This window comes from Paenibacillus plantarum, from assembly GCF_013141695.1.
GTDB lineage: Bacteria > Bacillota > Bacilli > Paenibacillales > NBRC-103111 > Paenibacillus_E > Paenibacillus_E plantarum.
This window is the reverse complement of record NZ_WHNY01000050.1, coordinates 29,917-51,414: the sequence shown is the minus strand read 5'-3', so window position 1 is coordinate 51,414 and position 21,498 is coordinate 29,917. Positions and strand designations below refer to the sequence as shown.

At 47.9% G+C, this 21,498-nt stretch carries 12 protein-coding genes; all 12 read left to right on the top strand.

All coding sequences use genetic code 11. The annotated features are described in order from the left end of the window. Positions 1-222 precede the first annotated feature (222 nt). Entirely contained in the window at positions 223-1,944 is a 1,722-nt protein-coding gene (locus tag GC096_RS16390; RefSeq protein ID WP_171631629.1) for a histidine kinase, read from the top strand. After that, on the top strand, positions 1,941-3,536 hold the full coding sequence (locus tag GC096_RS16385) for a response regulator (RefSeq protein WP_171631628.1): 1,596 nt from the start codon (positions 1,941-1,943) through the stop codon (positions 3,534-3,536). Before GC096_RS16390 ends, GC096_RS16385 begins: the two co-directional genes overlap by 4 nt. A gap of 119 nt (positions 3,537-3,655) precedes the next feature. Next, positions 3,656-5,005 (top strand): ABC transporter substrate-binding protein, encoded by a 1,350-nt coding sequence (locus tag GC096_RS16380; RefSeq protein ID WP_171631626.1) that lies wholly within the window; start codon positions 3,656-3,658, stop codon positions 5,003-5,005. Between the two features lie 386 nt (positions 5,006-5,391). After that, positions 5,392-7,188, top strand: a complete 1,797-nt coding sequence (locus GC096_RS16375; RefSeq protein ID WP_171631625.1) for a cache domain-containing sensor histidine kinase — start codon at positions 5,392-5,394, stop codon at positions 7,186-7,188. Then, entirely contained in the window at positions 7,160-8,596 is a 1,437-nt protein-coding gene (locus GC096_RS16370; RefSeq protein WP_171631624.1) for a helix-turn-helix domain-containing protein, read from the top strand. The genes GC096_RS16375 and GC096_RS16370 overlap by 29 nt, the downstream gene beginning before the upstream one ends. A gap of 104 nt (positions 8,597-8,700) precedes the next feature. Beyond that, positions 8,701-10,053 (top strand): ABC transporter substrate-binding protein, encoded by a 1,353-nt coding sequence (locus GC096_RS16365; RefSeq protein WP_171631622.1) that lies wholly within the window; start codon positions 8,701-8,703, stop codon positions 10,051-10,053. 101 nt (positions 10,054-10,154) lie between these two features. Next, a complete protein-coding gene (locus GC096_RS16360) occupies positions 10,155-11,024 on the top strand; it encodes a carbohydrate ABC transporter permease (protein WP_171631650.1) in 870 nt (289 codons plus the stop codon). Between the two features lie 20 nt (positions 11,025-11,044). After that, positions 11,045-11,893, top strand: a complete 849-nt coding sequence (locus GC096_RS16355; protein ID WP_246302786.1) for a carbohydrate ABC transporter permease — start codon at positions 11,045-11,047, stop codon at positions 11,891-11,893. Positions 11,894-11,926: 33 nt separating this feature from the next. Then, positions 11,927-18,121 (top strand): S-layer homology domain-containing protein, encoded by a 6,195-nt coding sequence (locus GC096_RS16350; RefSeq protein WP_171631621.1) that lies wholly within the window; start codon positions 11,927-11,929, stop codon positions 18,119-18,121. 195 nt (positions 18,122-18,316) lie between these two features. Then, positions 18,317-19,216 (top strand): carbohydrate ABC transporter permease, encoded by a 900-nt coding sequence (locus GC096_RS16345; protein ID WP_216626151.1) that lies wholly within the window; start codon positions 18,317-18,319, stop codon positions 19,214-19,216. Between the two features lie 18 nt (positions 19,217-19,234). Beyond that, a complete protein-coding gene (locus tag GC096_RS16340; protein WP_235550334.1) occupies positions 19,235-20,056 on the top strand; it encodes a carbohydrate ABC transporter permease in 822 nt (273 codons plus the stop codon). A gap of 32 nt (positions 20,057-20,088) precedes the next feature. Continuing rightward, positions 20,089-21,429: an FAD-dependent oxidoreductase gene (locus GC096_RS16335; RefSeq protein WP_171631619.1), complete on the top strand. Its 1,341-nt coding sequence runs from the start codon at positions 20,089-20,091 to the stop codon at positions 21,427-21,429. Positions 21,430-21,498: the final 69 nt, after the last annotated feature.

The following is a 21,498-nucleotide window of genomic DNA, read 5'->3' as shown; positions in this document are numbered from 1 at the left end:
GCTTAGCATACGCGGCTCCGTTTTTTCTTTCTGTTTTATGTGGCAGTAATAAGAGTCCGGGTAATCGATCTAATCTTATATTAAATATAACCATGTATAAACATTAAACAGCACCTAGTTATAAAAGTAATCTGTGAGTTATAATACTACCTATATAAATCATTATGGCAACCGTTCAGTGGACGGTTGCCATTGCACATTGTTTTCGAAGGGGAGAGAGGAATGACAGTAAACAAAAGGCAGTTATTTTTCTCGCTTCGACTCAAGTTTTTACTTGTATTTACGTTGTTTATTGTGGTTCCTATTTTGTTAATGTTGTATCTTTACTTCGTTCAATCTGACAAAATATTTATGAGACAAATGACCGACACACAAACTCAGGTTCTAAAGCGGGTTACGGATCGAGCCGACGATATGCTGAATCGGACGTTAAATGTTTCGAATTTGCTCACGAACGACTATGATGTTTTGCAATTGCTAAGAAGTTCGGGGCAGCCAGATTTAGATGATTATCCAACCTTCCAGAGGGTAATTGGTCTACAGAGCAAGATGGACAACCTGATTTCCTATATTTTGGACAACCATGCCATTGTTGCGGTTTATGGATTTAATGGCAGCATCTATGCGACCAATCAAACCGAAGAGATTCTTAAAGTGATGCCGGATTATGTGAAACAAGCCAAAGAAAAAAATGGTGCTCCTGCTTGGGATGTGAACCCTTCTTTGAAAGTGAAAGGCCTTGAAGGGAACCAAGAAGGTGGTTTTATTACCATGGTCCGGTTAATTAAAGGTGAGACGACAAAGGGATATGGTTTAGTCTTTATCGCATTTCCAATCAAGGAAATGTTTCTCGTTTCCAATAGCGCAGAGGAGGATTCCCCTGCCCAATTCCTGATATCCGATAAAAACCGTCTGCTTTGGGGACAGGAGGAATTGTGGAACAAGACTGAATCGGGAGAGGAACGATCCACATTTGCACAAACCTTAAAAGCAACCGGTTGGCAATTGCGATGGATCCCCATGCAAGAACAATGGATGCAGCAGTTGAAAAACGTACGTTCCACAACGACATGGAGTGTCATCGTTTTATTCGCATTCTTTCTTCTCATCTATGTCTTCTTTACCTTACGTTTGATGAAGCCAATTCGTTCGCTTGTGCAGGCAATGGGCAAAGCATCATCCGGAAATTTCGAAAAGCCTGCGTTGGCGGGAGGAAACGATGAAATTGGACTGCTGAGCCATCACTTCAACCGTATGCTGTCAAGCTTGAAGGAGATGGTTAAGACGCTTCGAGAAGAACAGCAGCTTAAAGAGGAAGCAAGATTTCATGCTCTCCAGGCCCAAATTTCTCCCCATTTCTTGTTTAATGCACTCAATTCTATTAAGTGGCTGGCTTTATTCTCGGGTGCTAAAAACGTTGGGGATATGATTACTTCCTTAGGTATTATGCTCAGCTACAGTATGAAGCAGGAGAGCGAAGTTGTCACACTGCGAGATGAGCTTGATTTTATACAGCACTATTTTTCACTGCAAAAAATTCGGTTTAACGATAATATAGATTTGTTCATTCAGGTCGATGAAAGTTTGTTGTCTGCGCGCATGCTTAAATTCACCCTTCAACCTATTGTGGAAAACAGCATTATCCATGGTAACCGTATGCCTTTAATCATCCATATTGGGGCTTATCAGGAAGACGGTTTATTGTTTGTCACGATTTCAGATAATGGTCAAGGGCTGTCTGAGAGAATGCTTGCAGACGATGCTCTTGAGAAATCCGATCCCATCAGGCAAGGGAAATATAGTGGAATCGGACTTGAAAATGTTCAAAGTCGAATTCGCATGCATTTCGGGGAACCTCATGGGCTATTTATGCACAATGGCATGGAAGCCGGCGTGGAGACGGTTATCAAGCTGCCTTGGAACAGGATGGAGGATCCAGCATGACCAAGCTTTTATTAGTGGAAGATGAATTTCTGGTGAGGCTCGGACTCAAGACGTTTATTCCTTGGGAGGAATTCGGTTTTGAATTGATTGGCGAGGCGGTGGATGGATTAGATGCCCTTACCATTCTTGCGGAAAAGCCATGTGACCTGTTGATCACCGACATTTCTATGCCGAATATGGATGGAATCACGCTAATGGAACGGGTGAGGGAGCTATATCCGCACATCAAAATTTTAATTTTATCCAATTATAATGATTTTGGGTATGTAAGGCGGGCCTTACAGCTTGGCGCTTCCGACTATATATTGAAGCTGACAATGAGACCGGAAGATCTTCAATCCAAGCTGCAGCAAATGCAAGCGGAAATCGAGAACGATCGTAAAAAGCAGGAGGAAACGATACTTCTTAATCGGAAATCTGTTCAATTTCGCCAAGAAATAACCATTGAAAAGCATTTGCATGATCTCTTAACCATGCAATACTCGAAGAGGGAAGCTGATGATCTCTCAGAGGAATATGCGGATCTGCTTCCGGCATTTCCATGGACGGTTTCTGTGATGAGAATCGACCGATACGAGTCTGTTGTAGATGAGAATCGCTTTAAGAGTGAAAAGCTGCTGCGCTTTTCCGTAATGAATATACTTAGGGAAATTATGCGCAAATATAAGGCAGGACATATTGTGGAATTGGGTGGGGGGCGTTTCGGTATGATATCCGGTACGGGGGAGGAGCCCATGCTTGAGGAGATGAGGGAATGTATACAACGCTATCTCAAAATGTCTGTCTATTTCGGTACTTATTCCCCTGTTGAACGAGCATACGACCTGCATGAAGCATGTAAGTTTGCTGAAGAAGCGCTTTTGGAGAGGTTTTACAATGACTCGAATCGTGTCATTCGCTATAGAGAACGACTGTTCGTGAATCATGCTTTGCCCATTTCGTCACAGGATGAATGGCTCGATTTGATGGCTCGGCAAGACAAAGAAGCGCTTCAGAATGCTGTAAGGAATATGGCTGGCACCTATTTAGAAAACGGAGTACCCAGACCTTATCCAGATCTAGCAAGAGAACGTTGGCTGCATATTGTGCATCAATTCGAGGTGTTTCTTCAACATAAAGGTGGGGACCTTTACTCGATTGAGCCCTACGAAGGGAAGTATCCTCATCATGTCGTGAGGACATCTGAGTCCATACAAGAAATAAGCGAGTGGTTGATTGGTTGGATTTCCGTCTTCTTCGAGCATTTGCGCGCAAGCACGGTTCATCAGCCTCGACCCGAAATTAGAGCCGTTCAAAGAATGATCGAAGAAAAGTACAGCACTTCCTTTAAAATGTCCGACTTAGCAAAAGAAGTTAATTTTACGGAACCGTATTTAAGCTCCTTATTCAAGAAAGAAACAGGCGAAACGATGATCGATTACATGATCCGTATACGAATGAAGAAAGCCAGGGAAATGCTCAAGGATCCCAATGTTAAAATTTATGAAGTCGCGGACGCGATCGGCTATTCGGACCCTAATTATTTCGCTAAGTTGTTTAAAAAAATTGAAGGCATATACCCGCAAGAATATCGTAAGCGCTATATTCACTAAAAGTGGATAAAATAAGACAGGTAAGATCTTAAATGAATTCATTACGCAGGAATGATCACTTTGCTATGCTAATGATGTTCCAAACGGATGAAAACAAGTAAGAGAGGGGTTTTACCTGTATGAAGAAATCGATATATTCCACACTATCACTAACAATGGCATTTAGTTTGATGCTTTCCGGCTGTGCAAAAGGCGACAACCCAACAAGCTCATCTCCCGCTGCGGTGAACGCAGCAAGCTCCGCTGTTCCTGCGAAAGCCGTCAAACTTAAGCTGTGGGGCGGCATTCCTGAAGAGAGCGGACCCAAGGATGTGGTCACGAAGTGGAATAGCTCACATCCCGATATCCAAGTGGAGTATACACGCTATGTTAACGACGATAGCGGTAACACGAAGCTCGATACGGCGCTTATCAGCAACTCCGATGCTCCGGACATTTTCTTTAGCTATGGAGAAACGAATTACAATCGCCGAGCGAACGCTGGCGTCACCTATCCGTTGGATGATTTGATTAGCAAATATAAGCTTAATGTAGATGATATTATTGGTAAAGATAATGTCGTCCCATTCAAAGGGAAAACGCATTATTTACCTGCCATGAAGCTGTTATCTTCCGTTTTGATTAATCAAACGGCCTTGGAGAAAACGGGAGAGAAGATTCCGGCTCAAGGATGGACATGGGATGACTACATGGCGCTTGCCGAGAAGCTGCATACACCGGATCAGAAGGGCAGTTTTATTCAGGCTCCACAGGATAATATGGTACGTTTTGCCATCCTGGAGAATAAGCCAGTGGATTCCTATTATACCGCGGATGGATTGTCCACCTTCGACAGTCCTGCCGTCAAGAAGGGCTTGGAATATCAAAAAGCGTTGCAGGACAAAGGATTATCGGTCAAGTGGCCGGAAATTATCGCCAACAAGCTGCTTCCTCCCAATGAGCTGCTGACCGGTAAATCGGCAATGATCTTCGGAGGCACACATTTGCTAAGGAATGTGAAGGATACCAAGAGCTTCCCGCATGAGTTCAAAACTATATTTGCCCCTGTGCCCCAGTTGGAGAAAGGCGGCAAAGTGAATACAGCAGGCTTCAACGATTTCATGTCGATTAATAATACGTCCTCGAACAAAGACGAAGCCTTTCAATTTATCTCGTGGTACTTAACTGAAGGCAATCTTCTCATGATTCCAGGTGGTCGTTTGCCATCTTCCAAGAAAATTGATGTGGATAAAGTGGCTGAGCTTATGGTCGGGGATGCAGCAAACCTAATAAACGTGGATTCTCTGAAATCGCTAATCAAGGGCGATTATACGTTCCCAGTTCAAACGATTTCCACCGCTTTACCGGAAATGACCAAAATTATTAATGAAGAAACAGAGAAATATGTCATGGGTGTGCAGCCTTTGGACAAAGCCATTCAGAATATGAAGACAAGAGCGGATCAAGCGATTAAGGCTGAGAAAAAATAACGGTTGTGTTAGAAAAGGGACCTGGCGGACTTCGAATTGAAGTCTGCTAGGTCCTTTTTATAGTCAAAACGTAATACGTCGATGCAGGATCTCCTTGAACGGAAATAACGGCCATGTGAGGCATGCTCCAACTCCTAAGAATTGTTATATGAATGTACAAGTTTTGAATCTACTGGCTCCGTCTTTTGGCGTGATACAATTGAATGAATGACCAAATTCAATAACCCAAAACCAGCCGTGGTTATGGGCAAAGCGCCTCTTGCTTATGATAGAGGCTTTTTTGCCTATTCGAGAAACTCGGCGATTCTTTCGGAGACCGTATACATGCCTCCGTCATGTTTTGTATATTGAAGACATCCGACTACGTTTGGGAGTGAATCATTACGATGAAAATTTGGCGCCGCTTGCTACCGAACACCTTGAAGATCAGGCTTATTATGGCTTACATTACCCTCCTGATGGTTCCTTTGTGCTTCGCTATTTTTTATTTATTTCAGCATTTCGAATCCATTCGCCAGAAAGACATGATGGACCAAATGTCCGAGCGTATGCAGCAGGTTCATGTATCTTTGACGGATATGATGGCATTCGCCTATAAGGCGAACATCATGTTGAGCCAGGACGAAAGTTTGATCCAGATTATGGACAATCCGGAGAAGTATGATCCCTTTGAACGTAAGAAAGTGATCGAAAGCAAAATGTTTGGGATCAACAACAGCTTTTTCTTTCATCAGACGGAGCTGTATTTCCGGTTTATCGATCGTAAGGGCAATGTATACACGTCCTATGCTCCCAATGGCCAGTTGACCAATCGGTTGAAAGAATTGCAAGATTGGCAGAAAGAGCTGCAAAGCGGGTCTCATCCCTATCGCTGGATGGCCGATGATTGGAATGATGTGAGCGGGAGCCAAGGGAGCAAGCTTCTGAGCCTGTACACCATTCTGGATGACCAGCTGCGTGGAAATTATGGACTGGCGCGCATCAGCATCAACATTCAAGAATGGTTCCGCAGTACGTTAAAGGATAGTCCGGCCAACAAGGATCTGACCATCTTTTCCGGCCAAGGGGAGATCGTCCTGCAAAGCAAAGAAACGGCTTTCAACAACGTTATGATGCAAAGGATCATGTCTGCACAGGCGAAGGAAGGACATTTCGAGGACGAAAGTGCCTTGTCTCTTGTCAATTACAGCTATCTGGAGGAATTGGACTGGTATGTGGTCAGTCAAATGCCTTTAAGCGAGCTGCAGCAGGAGATCCAGCGGTTAAGGCTACTTGCTTTCCTCTTTCTGACCATTCTGGTCATCGCCTTCGTGCTGGTTACTATCTTCCTGTCGACTCGCATGACAGGGCCGCTGTATGTTCTGAAGCGGAGCATGGAGGAAGCATCGGACAAGAAGCTGAATGTCAAAATTACCATCGGCAAGGGTGCAACGGACGAGGTGCGCTCCCTTGGCGAAAGCTTCAACCGGATGATTGATGATGTCGTTGTGCTCATAAACAAGCTTAAGCTGGAGGAGCGGCAAAAGCAGGCAGTTCGATTCCAAATGCTGCTTTCCCAGATGAACCCGCATTTCCTGTTGAACACCTTGAATACGGTCAAATGGATGGCCAGAAAAGAAAAGCAGGAGGCGATCGCGGGCATCTGTACCTCTTTGGGGTTCATCTTGGAGGCAAGCTTAGGTTCAGATATTGAGCTGGTTACCCTCAAAGAGGAAATAAAACTATTGCGCTCCTACGAATCCATACAGTCGTTTCGCTTCCGGGATCATTTCACCATCCATTATGAAATGGATGAATCGGTTCAATACGCTCTGGTTCCCAAGCTTAGCCTCCAGCCTCTTGTGGAGAATGCCATCGTTCATGGTTTTGACGAGGACAAAGGCTGCTGCGCCATCTGGGTCAGAGCTAAAGCGGAAGGAAGCGAACTTATTCTGGAGGTGGAAGATAACGGCGTCGGCATGGAAGTGGCTGCCCGCAGGCCAGTTCGGCGAAGCGGACACGGGATCGGACTAAGCAACCTGAGAGAAAGGCTGCAGCTGCTTTTTAAGCGGGAGGGCTCCATGGAATTTGTATCCGGCGCGGAAGGGACCCTGGTCCGCGTCCAGCTGCCATTGTTGATTGCAACGCCTTATTCACAGGAAGGAGATGGTGGGCATGTGGACGGTTTTACTAGTGGAAGATGAAGGTTTTGTGCGGGAGGCACTCAGGGAAACGGTAGACTGGGAATGCCACGGCTTTCGTGTTGCGGGCGAGGCGGGTAACGGAAGGGAGGCTTTGGCGGCTATCCTGGAGCTTAAACCTGATGTTGTGATTGCCGATATTGTCATGCCAGGCATGGACGGGATTGAACTGTTGAAGGAAACACGGAAGGCGGGAATCCGCAGCCGGTTTATTATGCTGACGGCCATGAGCCATTTTGATTACGTCCGGGATGCCCTTCAATACGGCGCCTTCAACTATCTGTTAAAGCTGTCTTTAAACGATGAGGTGCTGTTGGAAAATCTTGCGCGGATCAAGGGGGAATTGCTTGAAGAACTTCGAGGTGCGGGAGAGGCGCTTTATCCTCTGTATCACCGTACCTGGTCGGGTATTCGGGGAACAGGCGCAACGGTACATGAGGATCCGGCTGGAACGGTTACGGCAGCGGAGAAATTCCGTAGTTTGTGGCTTGATGTGATTGCCGTGCTAAGCGGAGCGGTTCCTGCTGACGCCGATCAGGCGGGTATTCGGACGGAAGAGTATCTCTTGGTCCAATCCTTCTATGAAGGGGGACAGACAACCTTCTTTTGCTGGAGCTTTCAGATGAAGGCAGACCATGCCCGCTGGAACAAGCCGAACCGTCCTGCTGGACTAGCTGCCGGCAGCAGTTTGGCTCGTCTATCTCAGGATTGGCGGCGGGCGCTGAATCAGTTGAACGGCGATTGGTACGGCCGTGAAGCAAGCCAAGTGAAGGAACGACACAAGTTGCCGCCCGTCGCGGAGCTGGAAGCCGAGCTGATCCGCTGCTTTGAAGAACGCAATGAAACCAAATGCGCCGAGGTGGTAACTCGTCTGTGGGATATTATGGAATATTCCTCATTCTCTCATATGGAAGTGAAAATGCTGGCGTCCCATCTTCTTCATATCGTGGCAATGCTGGTAGGACGGAAGTCGGAGGATCATGAAGGAATCAACTCGGCTATAAGCCATGAATCGTTGCTGGCGCATGTGCTGCAAACCATTCGGGAGCATATCCGGCATCTGAAAGAGGAGCATGTCAGCTTTACGGACCATCCCGAGGTGAACCGGGTAATTCAATATATGCTGGAGCATTACAAGGAAAATATCAGGGTTGCGGATTTAGCCAAACTGGTAGCTATCAATGTGGACTACTTAAGCACCGTGTTTGGCAAAAAAACCGGATTGACGCCTATCGCGTATTTGCAAAATATCCGGATCGAACAGGCGAAACGCTTGCTGCTGCATGCCAAGCTTAGTGTGGAGGAGATCGCCTTTCAAACGGGCTTTGCCGACGATGCTTATTTCATCAAGGTATTCAAGCGCATGGTTGGACAAACGCCGAGTTCCTTCAGGCGGGAGAACAATATCTAAGTTTTGTACTATTAACCTGCAAGTTTCGCCTCTTAGAAGCAAAGGCCTTGCTTGATATAGTTGAGATGAATCAAACATCCGATTACAGGGAGGTTACAGGTAAGATGAGAAACAGAAAATGGATGACAGCAGGGCTGGCAGCACTTGTGGCAGTGCCTTTGGCACTTGCAGGCTGCGGTGTAAACGGGGGCAGCAATCAAGCGGAGGGGACGGCCTCGCCTACGGCAAGCACGGCGCCTAGTGCTGCAGCGAATAAGGATCCAATTAAGCTTACCATGTGGGGAGGCGTGCCGCCTGAGAATGGTCCTCAAGCTGTTGTAGACAACTGGAACAAGCAAAATCCGGATATCCAGGTGGAGTACGTGCGGTTCGTCAATGACGATGCCGGAAATCTAAAGCTGGATACGGCGCTTATTTCCAGCCAGCCCGTGGACATGTACATGAGCTATGATTTCAGCCTCTATGAGAAGCGGATCAAAGCGGGCAACGCTCTTGATCTGAGCAAGTTCACCGACTACAATGTCGACGAAAAAATGGGCACAGGCGCCTCCTTGTGGAAGGTGGATGGTAAGTATTACGGTGTTCCTACCCAGAAAGGCATGTCCTTTGTCTGGTTGAACAAGGATATGCTGGATGCCAAGGGTCTTAAGGTTCCCACGGACTGGGATATGGATGAATTCAGGGATTATGCCAATAAGCTGAAGGGGGACAAGGTGTGGGGAGCGGCGCAATCCGATTATTACTTCAATGTGCCCATCAATGGCTCCATGGTGAAACAAGATTTACAGCTGACTAAACCGGACGGCACCTCGGCCTTCGATAATCCGCTGACAGTCAAGGACCTTCAGGTGTATTCGGACATGATGTTCAAAGACAAGAGCATTATGCCGCATACGGAGCAGATCACCTCGAAGCCGGCCCTGGATCAGATGTTTGTGAAAGGGGAAGCGGCAATGCTGTTCTCCACCAACCAGATTTTTAGGACCACAAACAATCTGAAGGATTATCCCCGTACCTTTAAGGTAGCTGCAGCACCGGCTCCCAAGGTAAACAAGGATCAGAAAGACTATATCAACGCCGGAGGGCTGGGCGATGTGCTCTCCATCAATCCCCGTACCAAGAAGCCGGAAGCAGCCTGGAAATTTATGAAGTGGTATTCGGATATGGGGATGCTGCCGATGGCGGCAGGCGGAAGAGTGCCATCATCCAAGGACTTCCCCGCAGATGAGGCAATCGCTCTCATGTTCAAAGGCGTGGAGAATACCTATGACATTGATTCCATCAAGCGGGTTATGTTCGGAAGTCTTCCGCTTGGATTAAGCCGTCTGGACAAGAAAACAGGAATCGAGCAGCAGGTCATCTATGACAAGGTTTTCACTCAGAAGCTGACTCCCGAAGAAGGTGCGAAGGAACTGGCGCGTGTGCATAACGAGAACTTGCAAGCGGCCAAAAAATAGGAGACGGGAAAGCGAAAGGAGAGGCAGGAAGAAACGTGCCGGTCTTCTCCTTTGGCATAAACCCATATTAGAGAGAAAGGTGGTGGCCGATCGTGAACTGGATGAAAAGGCAGAGGTTGCTTGGCTATGTATTCATCGCCCCTAATCTTATCGGGATGATGATTTTCATGCTGATTCCAGCCCTGTTTTCCTTTTATTTGATGTTTACAGATTGGGTATTCGCTAGCGGGGAATCCCCGCATTTTATCGGATTGGACAATTTCAAGATGATGGTGAGAGACGATTTGTTTGCGGTATCGGTCAAGAACACGCTATTGGTGTTAATCCCTGTACCGATTTCGATTATGCTGGGTTTTCTGATCGCAGTCATGTTAAACAATCGCGTCTATCTCCAGAAGACGCTGCGGGCCTTCTTTTTCGCCCCCTATTTTACAAGCGGTATCGCCATTGCGTTCGTCTGGATGGTGCTGTTTCAGCCTGCAAACGGTCCCATTAATGCCTTCTTAAGATCCGTCGGCATAGCGGAGCCTCCCAAATGGTTCGCTTCTCCCGATACAGCGATGTATGCGGTGCTCATTATGATGATCGCAGGCGGCATCGGATACAACATGATTATTTATTTGGCCGCCCTGCAGGAAATATCCTCGGAGCAGCTGGAAGCCGCCAAGATGGATGGAGCGACGTTCGGGCAATTGCTGCGTCTTATTATTTTACCATTGGTCAGTCCGACAACGCTTTTTCTGATGATTACCGGTTGTATCGGATCCATCAAGGGCTTTGGCATGATCTATGCCATTACCCAGGGGGGGCCCGCCAACAGTACGACGGTATTCTCCATTTTCGCCTACAAGAAAGCATTCAATTTTTATGAAATGGGGTATGCGTCCGCCGTTTCGTGGAGCATGTTTCTGCTTATCTTATGCATTACGCTAATTCAGTGGGCAGGTCAGAAAAAATGGGTCCATTACTAGGGAAGGGGGAAAGACGCAACATGAATGCAAGAAGTACCAGAATGATCAAGGAGCGGCTGGGCAAAGGGTTGAATACCATTATCATGGCCCTGTTCAGCTTGCTTTTGCTGTTGCCAATGATCTGGATGATCAGCACCTCGTTTAAGAAACCAAAGGACGTCTTCACCTACCCTATTCAGTGGATTCCATTTGACCCGGTGTTGATCAATCACATCAAAGTCTGGACCACGGGAGACGGATTTCTCCTCTTTTATCTAAACTCTTTGAAGATATCGGTGTTTCTGATGATTGGAGCGCCGCTGCTCGCCGCATTGGCCGCATATGGATTCAGCCGCATTGAGTTCAAGGGCAGGAACGCGATTTTTCTACTGTATCTATGTCTGATGATGATTCCGCAGCAAGTGCTGTTTGTCCCTAAATTCATCATGTTTGAGTGGATGCATATTTACAATACCCATTGGGCGCTGATTCTCCCGGGCTTGTTTACGGTATTCGGCGTATTTATGATCCGGCAATTTTTCATGAGCATTCCGCATGAAATATCCGAGGCCGCCTTCATTGACGGGGCAGGGCATTTCCGGATTTTCGTGCAATTGTTCCTGCCACTCTCCAAACCCGTATTGGCCACCTTCGCGATCATTGATTTTACATGGACGTGGAACGATTATGAGAATGCGCTGATTTTCCTGCTGGACAAGAAGCTATACACGGTTCCGCTTGGCATGCAGAACTTCATGCTGGAAGCCGGTGTGGATTACAACTTGATGATGGCTGCCGCCACAGCAGGCGTCGTGCCCTTGCTCATCGTATTTTTTATAGGTCAGAAATATATTATTCAAGGCTTCTCAAGCTCGGCAGTTAAGGGATAATGGGCTATGACAAGCAATAACAGGAGGTAGACTATGGTCAAAAAGATGTGCCTATGTTTTTTATCCGCTATTCTTTTGCTTTCTACAGTCCAATTCACAGGGTTGAAATCCACTGTGGCCTATGCATCGGCCGATAGCAGCAGGATTATCCCCGTATGGTACATGAGCTATGCCGGCTTGCCGAATTTGGAATACCGCTTGGATTCTAATATATTCCACCAGGGAAGCCATTCGCTGAAAGTTGCCTATCAATCGAACAAAGTTTCCAACGTGTACATGAATATATCACAGACCGTAAATGTGAAGCCCAATACCCGTTATGATTTGAGCATGTGGGTTAAGGGAAGCAATATGAAAGGGGTAAGCTTCGGAGTCAACTGGGAACCCCGAACTAGTGTAGGATCGGGTTCCTTTGACTGGAAGAAGGCGACTACCAGCTATACCACCAAATCAAACGAAACAACGCTGACTTTTAGGATCTTGATTGAGGATAAATCGGAAGCCGTTTGGCTGGATGAATTGGCCCTCAAGGAGGCTAATCTGGAGCAAAACCTGCTTATCAATGGAGGTTTTGACAGTGTGCAGGAGATTACTCCCCTGAATGGTTTTGAAAATCTGTCCGTTTGGACCCCCACAGGGAACGGCGGAACTACCGTTGCCGAATCCGTGTATGATCGCTACACGGAAGGGGGACAGGCAGCCAAGCTTACCTTTACCAAAACTTCAAGTCAGGCGGATCAGATGTCCTATGTCTGGAGCATTGCGCCGGAGCTCGATTTGAGCCGGACTGCAACGGTTACGATGGACGTATATCCCCTCTCGCAAACCACATCCAGTAACGAACCGCTATACTTGAAAGTAAAAGATGCTTCTGGAGCGATCTCGGAGGTGCAGCTGCCCAAGCTTCTGGCTAACCAGTGGAATGGGGTGAAGCTCGACTTCGCAAATGCTGCTGTTCGGAACCGGATTATCGAGATTTCGCTGTATACGAAAACAGGGCCGAGCGCAACAGGCTGGGATAATCGGACCTCGGTCAGCTATGTTGTGGACCAACTGAATGCCGTCATCCTGAAACAGGTGAATTCGGTAATAGGCTCGCCTGAACCGGGAGGCGTGCTGCCCGGTTCATTGGTTGCCTTATCCACAGCTACGGAAGGCGCAACGATCTGGTACACCACAGACGGCAGCGATCCCGTCACCTCCGGAACGAAGCAGGCGTACACCGCTCCTTTCCCTGTTATGTCAGCTGTAACGGTGAAAGCATACGGCCAGAGGGATGGATACGAAGCCAGCACCGTCTCCGTGCTGCCGTATACACTGGGGACAGGGGTTGCCGGGGAAACGCTAGCATACTGGTCTGCATTCAAGGAGAAGCTGGGCAGCGGCACGCATGTTCCTATATTCCAGACGGAAGGCATTGCGATTGACGGCAGCCTGGGGGAATGGGAGCCGTATTCCGGCATTTCGCTGCCGATGGAAGGAACTGCTCAGAATCAGGTAACGGGCTGGACGGGAGCCGAGGATTTGTCCGCAGAGGCCAAATTCGCCTATGACGAAGATTATTTTTACGTTTCAGCTAAAGTTAGAGACAATGTACACTACGGCATCAACGGCGCCGATATGTGGAATGGCGACAGCGTTCAGATTGCATTCAGCGAAGGCGGCGTTTACGGAGCTGAGTACGGTTTCAATCTGTTAAACGGAGAGACGCAGGTGTGGCGCTGGAAAGACGGCAGCGCTGTTCTCGGCAAGGAAGCTGTAACGGCCAAGGCTGTCATGAACGTCAACGATACGTTATATGAGGCAAAAATTCCGTGGGAAGCCATTTTCGCAGCTAAACCCGCCGAAGGGCCGATCTCCTTCTCCATGCTGGTCAATGACAATGATGGCGGAGGAAGAAGGGGATGGCTGGAGTGGACCAGCGGCATCGGCAGGGTAAAAGACGGCAAGCAACTTGCCAGCCTCTATCGAGTGCCGGCGCAGGACCCGTGGAGCTTCTGGCTGGAGATGCGTGAGCAAGCCGAAACAGGAAAGGAAAACGCTTACAAATTAAATCTGGTTAATTACAGCAACGAAACCAGGATAATTACTCTTCATTCGGAACTTTTGGGTCTGGACGAAGAAGTGACAGTACCGGCGGGAATGGTCTTGACCAAGGCGGGTCATTACGTCATTGCCGGTCAAGGAAGTAACCGTGCCATTGTGACAGCGGTGGAGCAGGCGGCAGGCATAACGAGGCAATTCGCCAAGGCTATTGATGTGGTCATCAGTGCTGAACAGTTGAACAGCGATTTCGATGTCCTGGCTGCCAAGCTGCCGGCTTTGGAGAGTACGCTTGTGCAGGCGGAGGAGTTGGGCTTATCAACGGATTATGAACGAATTAATTATATGACGATCAAGGATTTCATCACGTACGGCAAGGAGGATGTTGGGCGGGGTGTTCTGACGCGAGCGGATTATGTCATGGATACCTTGGATTCGTTGTACGAAGAGGCTATGACCAATCTGCTAGGTTATCTGAACGGCACGTCAACGCCAAAAGCTGCGCCTCGCTATGTGACAGGGGAGTTGGAGCGGACGGAATACGGCTTTCAGGGGCTGACCCGGGTGAGAAGCACGGGAGAGGAAGCGGTGCGTCCGGTCTTTCTGAACGGGTACGGTCATTTCAATCAGGTGCGCAAGGATATCGCTAAGTTCCAGGACTTCGGAACGAATGTCATCCAAATTGAAATAGGACCTCACAGGGTGATTACCGAGAAGGAAGGGTACATCCCGCAATACATCTCCGGCGGAAATGCTAGCGGATCGGTGGAAGTGGATGCAACCGCGCACCACAGCGGCGGGCAGTCTTTGAAAATGATTAATACGTCTCCGAAACAAGCCAACATCTACAAATATGTTTCGCAGTCGATTCTAGTAAAGCCGAATACGACTTATCAGATCAAAGCTTGGGTGAAGGGCGACAACGTGAAAAACGCCTGGTTTCCAGGAAACGCAGGCTGGAACTTGCGCCAGGCGCTGCCAACGGGCACCTATGATTGGCGGGAGGTCAGCTACACGTATAAAACGGGATCGGCGGAAACCGCCTTCACCCTTGTGTTTTTGTCCGAAAATGAGCAGATTCTTTGGATGGACGATCTGAGCATGATCGAACTGGGCGGAAATGAGAATCTGGTTCAAAATGCCGGTTTCGAAGACACGATGGATTGGGGGGCGACGGACCCCGACAAGGAATATTTCGGAGCTACGGATTACCTGAAGGCGAACGTTGTTGAAGTGTTGAAAAATGCGGAAGCGAATCACATCGCGGTAAATTTGCTGCTCTCTCCTCACTATTTCCCGGATTGGTTACTAAAGAAAGATCCGGAGCTCAAGAGCGAAAGCGCAGGGAATATCAAATTCGTAATCGATCATCCGAAAGCAAAGCAAGTCATCGAGGATTACTTGCGGACCGTGATCCCGTTCGTCAAGGACTACAAGTCGCTGCTGACGGTTACGCTGTCGAATGAGCCGGTATACCAGACCAATCGCGACGCTTACCATCTCCCGTTGTGGCAGGACTACCTGAAGGAAGTATATGGAAACAGGCTGGCCGAGCTGAATCGGGTATATGGAACGGCTTATACCGCTTTTGAACAGATTCAGATGCCTTCGGCCATCGCCGCCAGGCCTGTTGTCTATGACTGGGTAACTTTTAACAACAAGGTATTCTCAGAGTGGCATCAATGGATGGCGGATATTGTTCATAGCATGGCTCCCAATCTGCCTGTCCAGTCCAAGACGATGGCGAAGCTGCAGGATAGTCTGAATTGGGGTGTGGACTACGAGCAGTTCTCGGCCTTCAGCCAAATCAATGGCAATGATGTATCAAACTACATCGCCGATGGGCCTGACGGATTTATCAAAGAACTCAGCTTCTATGACATGCAGCGTTCTTTCAATCAGGCGCCTGTTTTCAATTCGGAGCATCATTTCATTAAAGACGGAGACGACCTGTATATTCCCGAGCAGGCCAAGCGGGTAAGGGCCATCTTGTGGCAAGGCGCCGTTCATGGCAAAAGCGCATCCACTAACTGGGTGTGGGAACGCACCTATGATACTACCAGCGATTTTATGGGCAGTCTTCTCCACCGGCCTGATGTGGTGGCGGATGTCGGCAGAACCAATCTTGATCTCAACCGGCTGGCGGAAGAGGTGACGGCGTTGCAGAATGTGAAGCCTCAAGCCGCCATTCTATATTCCCTGGCCTCCAGCATCTACAACAATGCCAGCGAGGATACGCTGCGAAAAAGCTATGCAGCCCTGGCGTATAACGGACAACGAATCGGCTTTGTCAGTGAGAAGCAGGCCGCTCAAGGCGGATTGGACAGCTACAAGCTCTTGATTGTGCCAGCTGCTGCGCATGTAAGCGTGGATACCCTTGCCGCTGTAAAGGCATTCAGCGAGGCAGGCGGCAAGGTGTTGCTAGTCGGCGAAGAATCTCTTTCGCGCAACGAGCATGATCAACCGCTGCCTGATGAGCTTCATGATGCCGTCGTGAGCCGAGCGATCGTGTTGCCGACCGTATTTGGAGCGGGCAAGCTGGTATCGCCGAGCGTCGGGGAAATCCGGGCAGCGGTGCTTCCGGTGCTGGAACAGATGAACACGCTTCCTGTTCGTGTGACGGATGCCGTTACTGGTTCCCTGGTAACCGATGTGGGCTGGGAGACGGCGGCGCATAAGGGTCGGCTGCTGCTGAATCTGGTCAACTACAGTGGGGAAGCAAAGCGCGTCTCCGTGCAGCTTGAAGAACATCCAGCGGGCATCTCCAAAGATCTAATTGCGGATGTTTCCGTGAATGCTTCTGATCTGGAGCTCCAGCCGTATGCGCCGTACTTGTTGGATCTGGGCTCATCTGCCTCGGTTAATAAAAGTTTGCTGAGCGGAAGTCAGGACCGGGTTCTGGCAGATGGCATCAGTATGGCAACAATCAAGCTGGAGCTTAAAGACAAGGATGGAAACGCCGTTACCACAGGCGCCTCTGTTCAGCTTTCGGCTTCTCTTGGACAGTTAAGCCCGATTGTGGAGGAGAACGGAGTATATACGGCAACTCTTACTTCAACCGAAGCGGGTACAGCTCTTGTTGAGGTCAGTCTGGATGGCGTGCATTTGCCCCGAACAGTTCAGATTGTGTTTTACAAGCCAAGCCAGGAAAGCTCATCAACCTATGTTCCTCCCGGCAGTCTTACGACAGGCAAGCTGACTCTGGTTGCTGGAGAGGCAGGGGATGTGGGATTGGGTCAGGATGTGCGCCTGCACATTCCTGCCGGAAGTTTAAACACGTCCGTACGAATTGGCATTGAGAAGCTGTATGATATCAAAGGGCTGACAGTCCGTTCGCCGGGTACATTCTTAAGCACTGTCTATGAAATTACAAAGGATGTGGAAGGTCCCTTCACCCAAGCCGTGACCTTGACGCTGCAGTTTAAGCCCGAGAAGATTAAAGACGGCCAAAAGGCTGCTATCTTCTACTACAACGAAAAAGCACAGGAATGGGTGGAAATCGGCGGTGAGGTGAACGGGAACGACATCACCGTCCTAGTAGATCACTTTGCCAAGTTTGCCGTGTTTGCCATGGACAGAATGCCGGAGCATCCGGGCAATACCCATCATCCCGCAAATCTACCAACGGATATTGAGGGCCATTGGGCGGAGTCAGGCATCAGGGAGGCGTTAGCCCAAGGTTTGGTCAACGGATATGAGGATTACACCTTCAAACCAGACAGGTCGGTGACCAGGGAGGAATTCCTGGTGCTGTTGGTGCGGACTATGAAGCCTGCAGCAAGTGGCGGGAAGCTTGATTTTACGGATTCCGGCGCCATCAGCTCCTGGGCGAAGCAAGCTGTGGCCGATGCCGTATTTGGGGGATGGCTGGAAGGTTATGAGGATGGTAGCATGCGTCCCCAGTCGTTTATTTCACGCGCTGAAATGACAGTGCTGCTCATGCGCGCCACCGGTCAAGAAGGGACCGCAAGTCCGGCAACGGGTAAGGCTTTCTCGGATCATGCGAATATCCCACAATGGGCCGCCGGGTATGTATATGAAGCAGCCCGGAAGGGTGTTATAGAGGGGGATGGAGAACAGTTCCATCCAAGCGAACAAACAACACGGGCAGAAACGGTTACTGCCATTCTAAGGCTGATTTCCTTTAAGCGTTCAGCCGACACGGGAAGCAAGCTTACCCAGTAACTTGCCTATTCATCTCCGAGCTCAATATGGAAGAGACCTAGCCACAGGCTAGGTTTTTTTTTGCTCATTTGTTTTCATTCGTTTCCCTACATCTTAAAATCAACGCTGTAACAACCTAAATCACGCCATTCCACTCTGATTCACTACTGTTTATGATACGGGTATGGGTTGAATATAGCTAAATGAGGTGGCATCATGCGACGAGTGTCCAAACATAATATGAAGGAACAATTGGCGGGGTATTTGTTTATTTTGCCGAACTTTCTCGGCGTTTTTTTCTTCGTCATTCTACCTCTGCTTTTCAGTTTTATGCTGATATTTGCAGATTGGGATTACTTAAAGGGCTTTGCTGGGCTGAGTTTCGCTGGACTAGGAAATCTTGAAAAATTAGTGAATGACGTTTACTTATGGCATGCACTGAGGAACAATTTTATTTTGACAGGCGTAACGGTGCCCAGTGCAATGGCGATAGGTTTAGTTGTAGCTGTTTTGCTTAATCGACATGTCTATGCCAAGGGTTTATTACGAACTTTGTTTTTCCTGCCTTATGTCAGCAGCTTGGTTGCTGTCTCTGTGGTATGGAGCGTGCTTTACAATGCCCAGGATGGTCCCATCAATGCCTTCCTAAGATCACTAGGGATTGCCAATCCTCCTGAGTGGTTGGGGAGTACAGCATGGGCATTGCCAGCTATCATCATTATGGTCGTGTGGACTTACATCGGATACACGATGGTGCTGTATATGGCGGGATTGCAGGGGATTCCGAAAGATTTATATGAAGCGGCTTCGATTGACGGGGCGACAGGGATGAGGCAGTTTTTCAGTATCACAGTACCCATGCTGAAACCAACGACCTTTTTGATTGCTATTACACTGATTATTTCCACCTTCCAGGTTTTTGCGGTTGTGAATGTGATGACACAAGGCGGACCGGTCAACTCTACGATGGTTATTGCTTATCATATTTATCTCACTGCCTTCCAGAATTATAAAATGGGTTATGCGGCAGCAATGTCATGGGTTTTGTTCGTCATCATCTTTTCGATTACTTTGATTCAATGGCGCAGTCAGAAGAAGTGGCAGCAGCACTTTTAGTGGAGGAGTGGGTTCGTAGTGGTATCTTTGCGAAAATTAAGCGTAACGCTTGTCATGTTGGTTTTGGGTGTATTGGTCTTGATCCCGTTTATCTGGATGATTTCTTCGTCTTTCAAAATCCAAGCTGATTTATTCAAATACCCGATCAATTGGATTCCCCAAAATCCGATTCTCTCGAATTATGAAGAGGTTTGGGGTGGCAAATATAAATTTGCTTTGTTTTATTGGAACTCGGCCAAAATCACTTTCTTTACGGTTGTTGGCTCCATCATCACTAGCTCCCTGGCTGGGTTCGCGTTCGCTAAATTGAACTTTAAGGGAAGAGATCTAATCTTCCTGATGTACTTGGCTACGATGATCATACCTGCTCAGGTACTGCTTGTCCCTAGGTTTATCCTGTTCGATCGCGTTGGCTTGGTGAATACCCATTGGGCCGTCATTTTACCGGGAATTTTTACCGTATTCGGAACGTTCCTGATGCGGCAATTTTTCAGTACAATTCCGAATGAGCTGCTTGAAGCGGCAAAAGCGGATGGAGCGGGATTCTTCCGGATCTATTGGCAAATTTGCTTGCCATTAACGAAGCCTGCCATCGTGACACTTCTCATATTGACCTTTACATGGCACTGGAATGAATATGAGAATCCGTTGATCTTCCTGCGTTCGAGTGAATTGTTCACACTACCGATAGGTCTTTCCAGTTTTGTAGATGAGTACGGTGCAAATTATTCGCTGATTATGGCTGCTTCGGTATCGGCGCTGCTTCCTCTCATCATCGTCGTAGCCATCTTCCAAAGATTCTTTGTTGAAGGCATTGCCAGCAGCGGCCTGAAAGGGTAACAGCAGCGAAATTTAATAAAGGAGTGATATCCGTGAATGATTGTACAAACGATTTTGATATTGTGATTGTTGGGGCAGGCGTAGGTGGCATTTGTGCAGCTTTAGCTGCTTCTAGATTAAACAGTAAAGTGTTGCTTATTGAAAAAATGAGTGAGATTGGCGGAACAGGCGTCCATGCCGCTATAGCTTTAGTATGCAAGTTTCGTGATCATGATGGAAGATGTGTGAACATGGGGATTCATAAGGAATTATTCCCGCAGGCCTACCAGAATACGGGCTTGACCTTTGACGAGGAAACAGTATCCAGCTATGACGAACAGGAATTAAAAGAAACCTATCATCGATTAATTCAAAAAGAGAAAAATCTAACCGTATGGACGGACTGCGAAGTGGACGCTGTACAGGTGGAAGATGGGAATATTCGTTCAGTGACGATCACTGGTTCTAAGCAAACGCGTGTATGTGGTCGCGTGTTTCTGGACGGGACGGCTGATGGGAATTTATCTGCATTGGCAGGAGCTGAGTTTCAAAAGGGGCGAGATAAAGATGGAAAGATGCAGATGGCGACGGTTACTTTCAAGCTGACTGGATTCGACGCCTCGCTGTTCAAAGTAAAGGATGTCACAAGCTGGGGCTGCTTTTTTTGGCTGGAAGAGACACTCAAGCCCTATTATATTACGATGAAACAGAGAACGAACAGCACGAATATGCGTCAGGGCGTATTAGCATTTCCTTATCCAGATGGGAAGGCATTCCTGTTTAATTCGACTGCGATAAGCGATGTTGATCCCACGATTCCAGGATCCGTTGAACGTGCCTTTGAAATCGGAAAAGCTCAAGTATATGAACTAGTTGAAGCAATCAGGGAACATCCTGCCTTTCGGGAGGCGAAGATCGAAACTATTTTCACCAAGTTAGGGGTTCGTGAAGGCCGCAGAGTTATCGGCGACTATATGTTAACCGGAGAAGACTGTCTGCAAGTACGCAAGTTTGATGATATGGTGGCGGCGTGTGCTTATGATGTGGATGTCCATGATCCGGATGGAAATAAAAATCACCAAGAGTATATGACGATTTTGCCGAGCCCAGGGTATTATCATATTCCTTATCGCAGTCTTATTGCGAAAGGATTTGGCAATCTGCTATTAAGCTCGCGCTGTATTAGTGGTTCTTTTGAGGCCCACGCTTCTTACCGTGTCATGTCAGGGATTAGCGCTATTGGTGAAGCAGCAGGAACCGCAGCAGCCTTAACCGTCAAATCTGGCTTCAACGATGTTCGTATGATTTCTGCCGAAGAGATTCGTTATATTCTCCAAACTCGGGGCCAATTCGTAGAAGGTCCTGTTAAGGAAACACATGTGTTGAATCAGTAATGGAAAAAGGTATGTACGTGGCGCTAAATAAGGAAGGAGGTGACTTTTATAGACGAGGTGTCGAGTGTT

Coding starts and splice junctions, on each gene's coding strand:
- GC096_RS16390 (WP_171631629.1), top strand. CDS start 223: ATGACAGTAAACAAAAGGCAGTTATTTTTCTCGCTTCGACTCAAGTTT.
- GC096_RS16385 (WP_171631628.1), top strand. CDS start 1,941: ATGACCAAGCTTTTATTAGTGGAAGATGAATTTCTGGTGAGGCTCGGA.
- GC096_RS16380 (WP_171631626.1), top strand. CDS start 3,656: ATGAAGAAATCGATATATTCCACACTATCACTAACAATGGCATTTAGT.
- GC096_RS16375 (WP_171631625.1), top strand. CDS start 5,392: ATGAAAATTTGGCGCCGCTTGCTACCGAACACCTTGAAGATCAGGCTT.
- GC096_RS16370 (WP_171631624.1), top strand. CDS start 7,160: ATGTGGACGGTTTTACTAGTGGAAGATGAAGGTTTTGTGCGGGAGGCA.
- GC096_RS16365 (WP_171631622.1), top strand. CDS start 8,701: ATGAGAAACAGAAAATGGATGACAGCAGGGCTGGCAGCACTTGTGGCA.
- GC096_RS16360 (WP_171631650.1), top strand. CDS start 10,155: ATGAAAAGGCAGAGGTTGCTTGGCTATGTATTCATCGCCCCTAATCTT.
- GC096_RS16355 (WP_246302786.1), top strand. CDS start 11,045: ATGAATGCAAGAAGTACCAGAATGATCAAGGAGCGGCTGGGCAAAGGG.
- GC096_RS16350 (WP_171631621.1), top strand. CDS start 11,927: ATGGTCAAAAAGATGTGCCTATGTTTTTTATCCGCTATTCTTTTGCTT.
- GC096_RS16345 (WP_216626151.1), top strand. CDS start 18,317: ATGCGACGAGTGTCCAAACATAATATGAAGGAACAATTGGCGGGGTAT.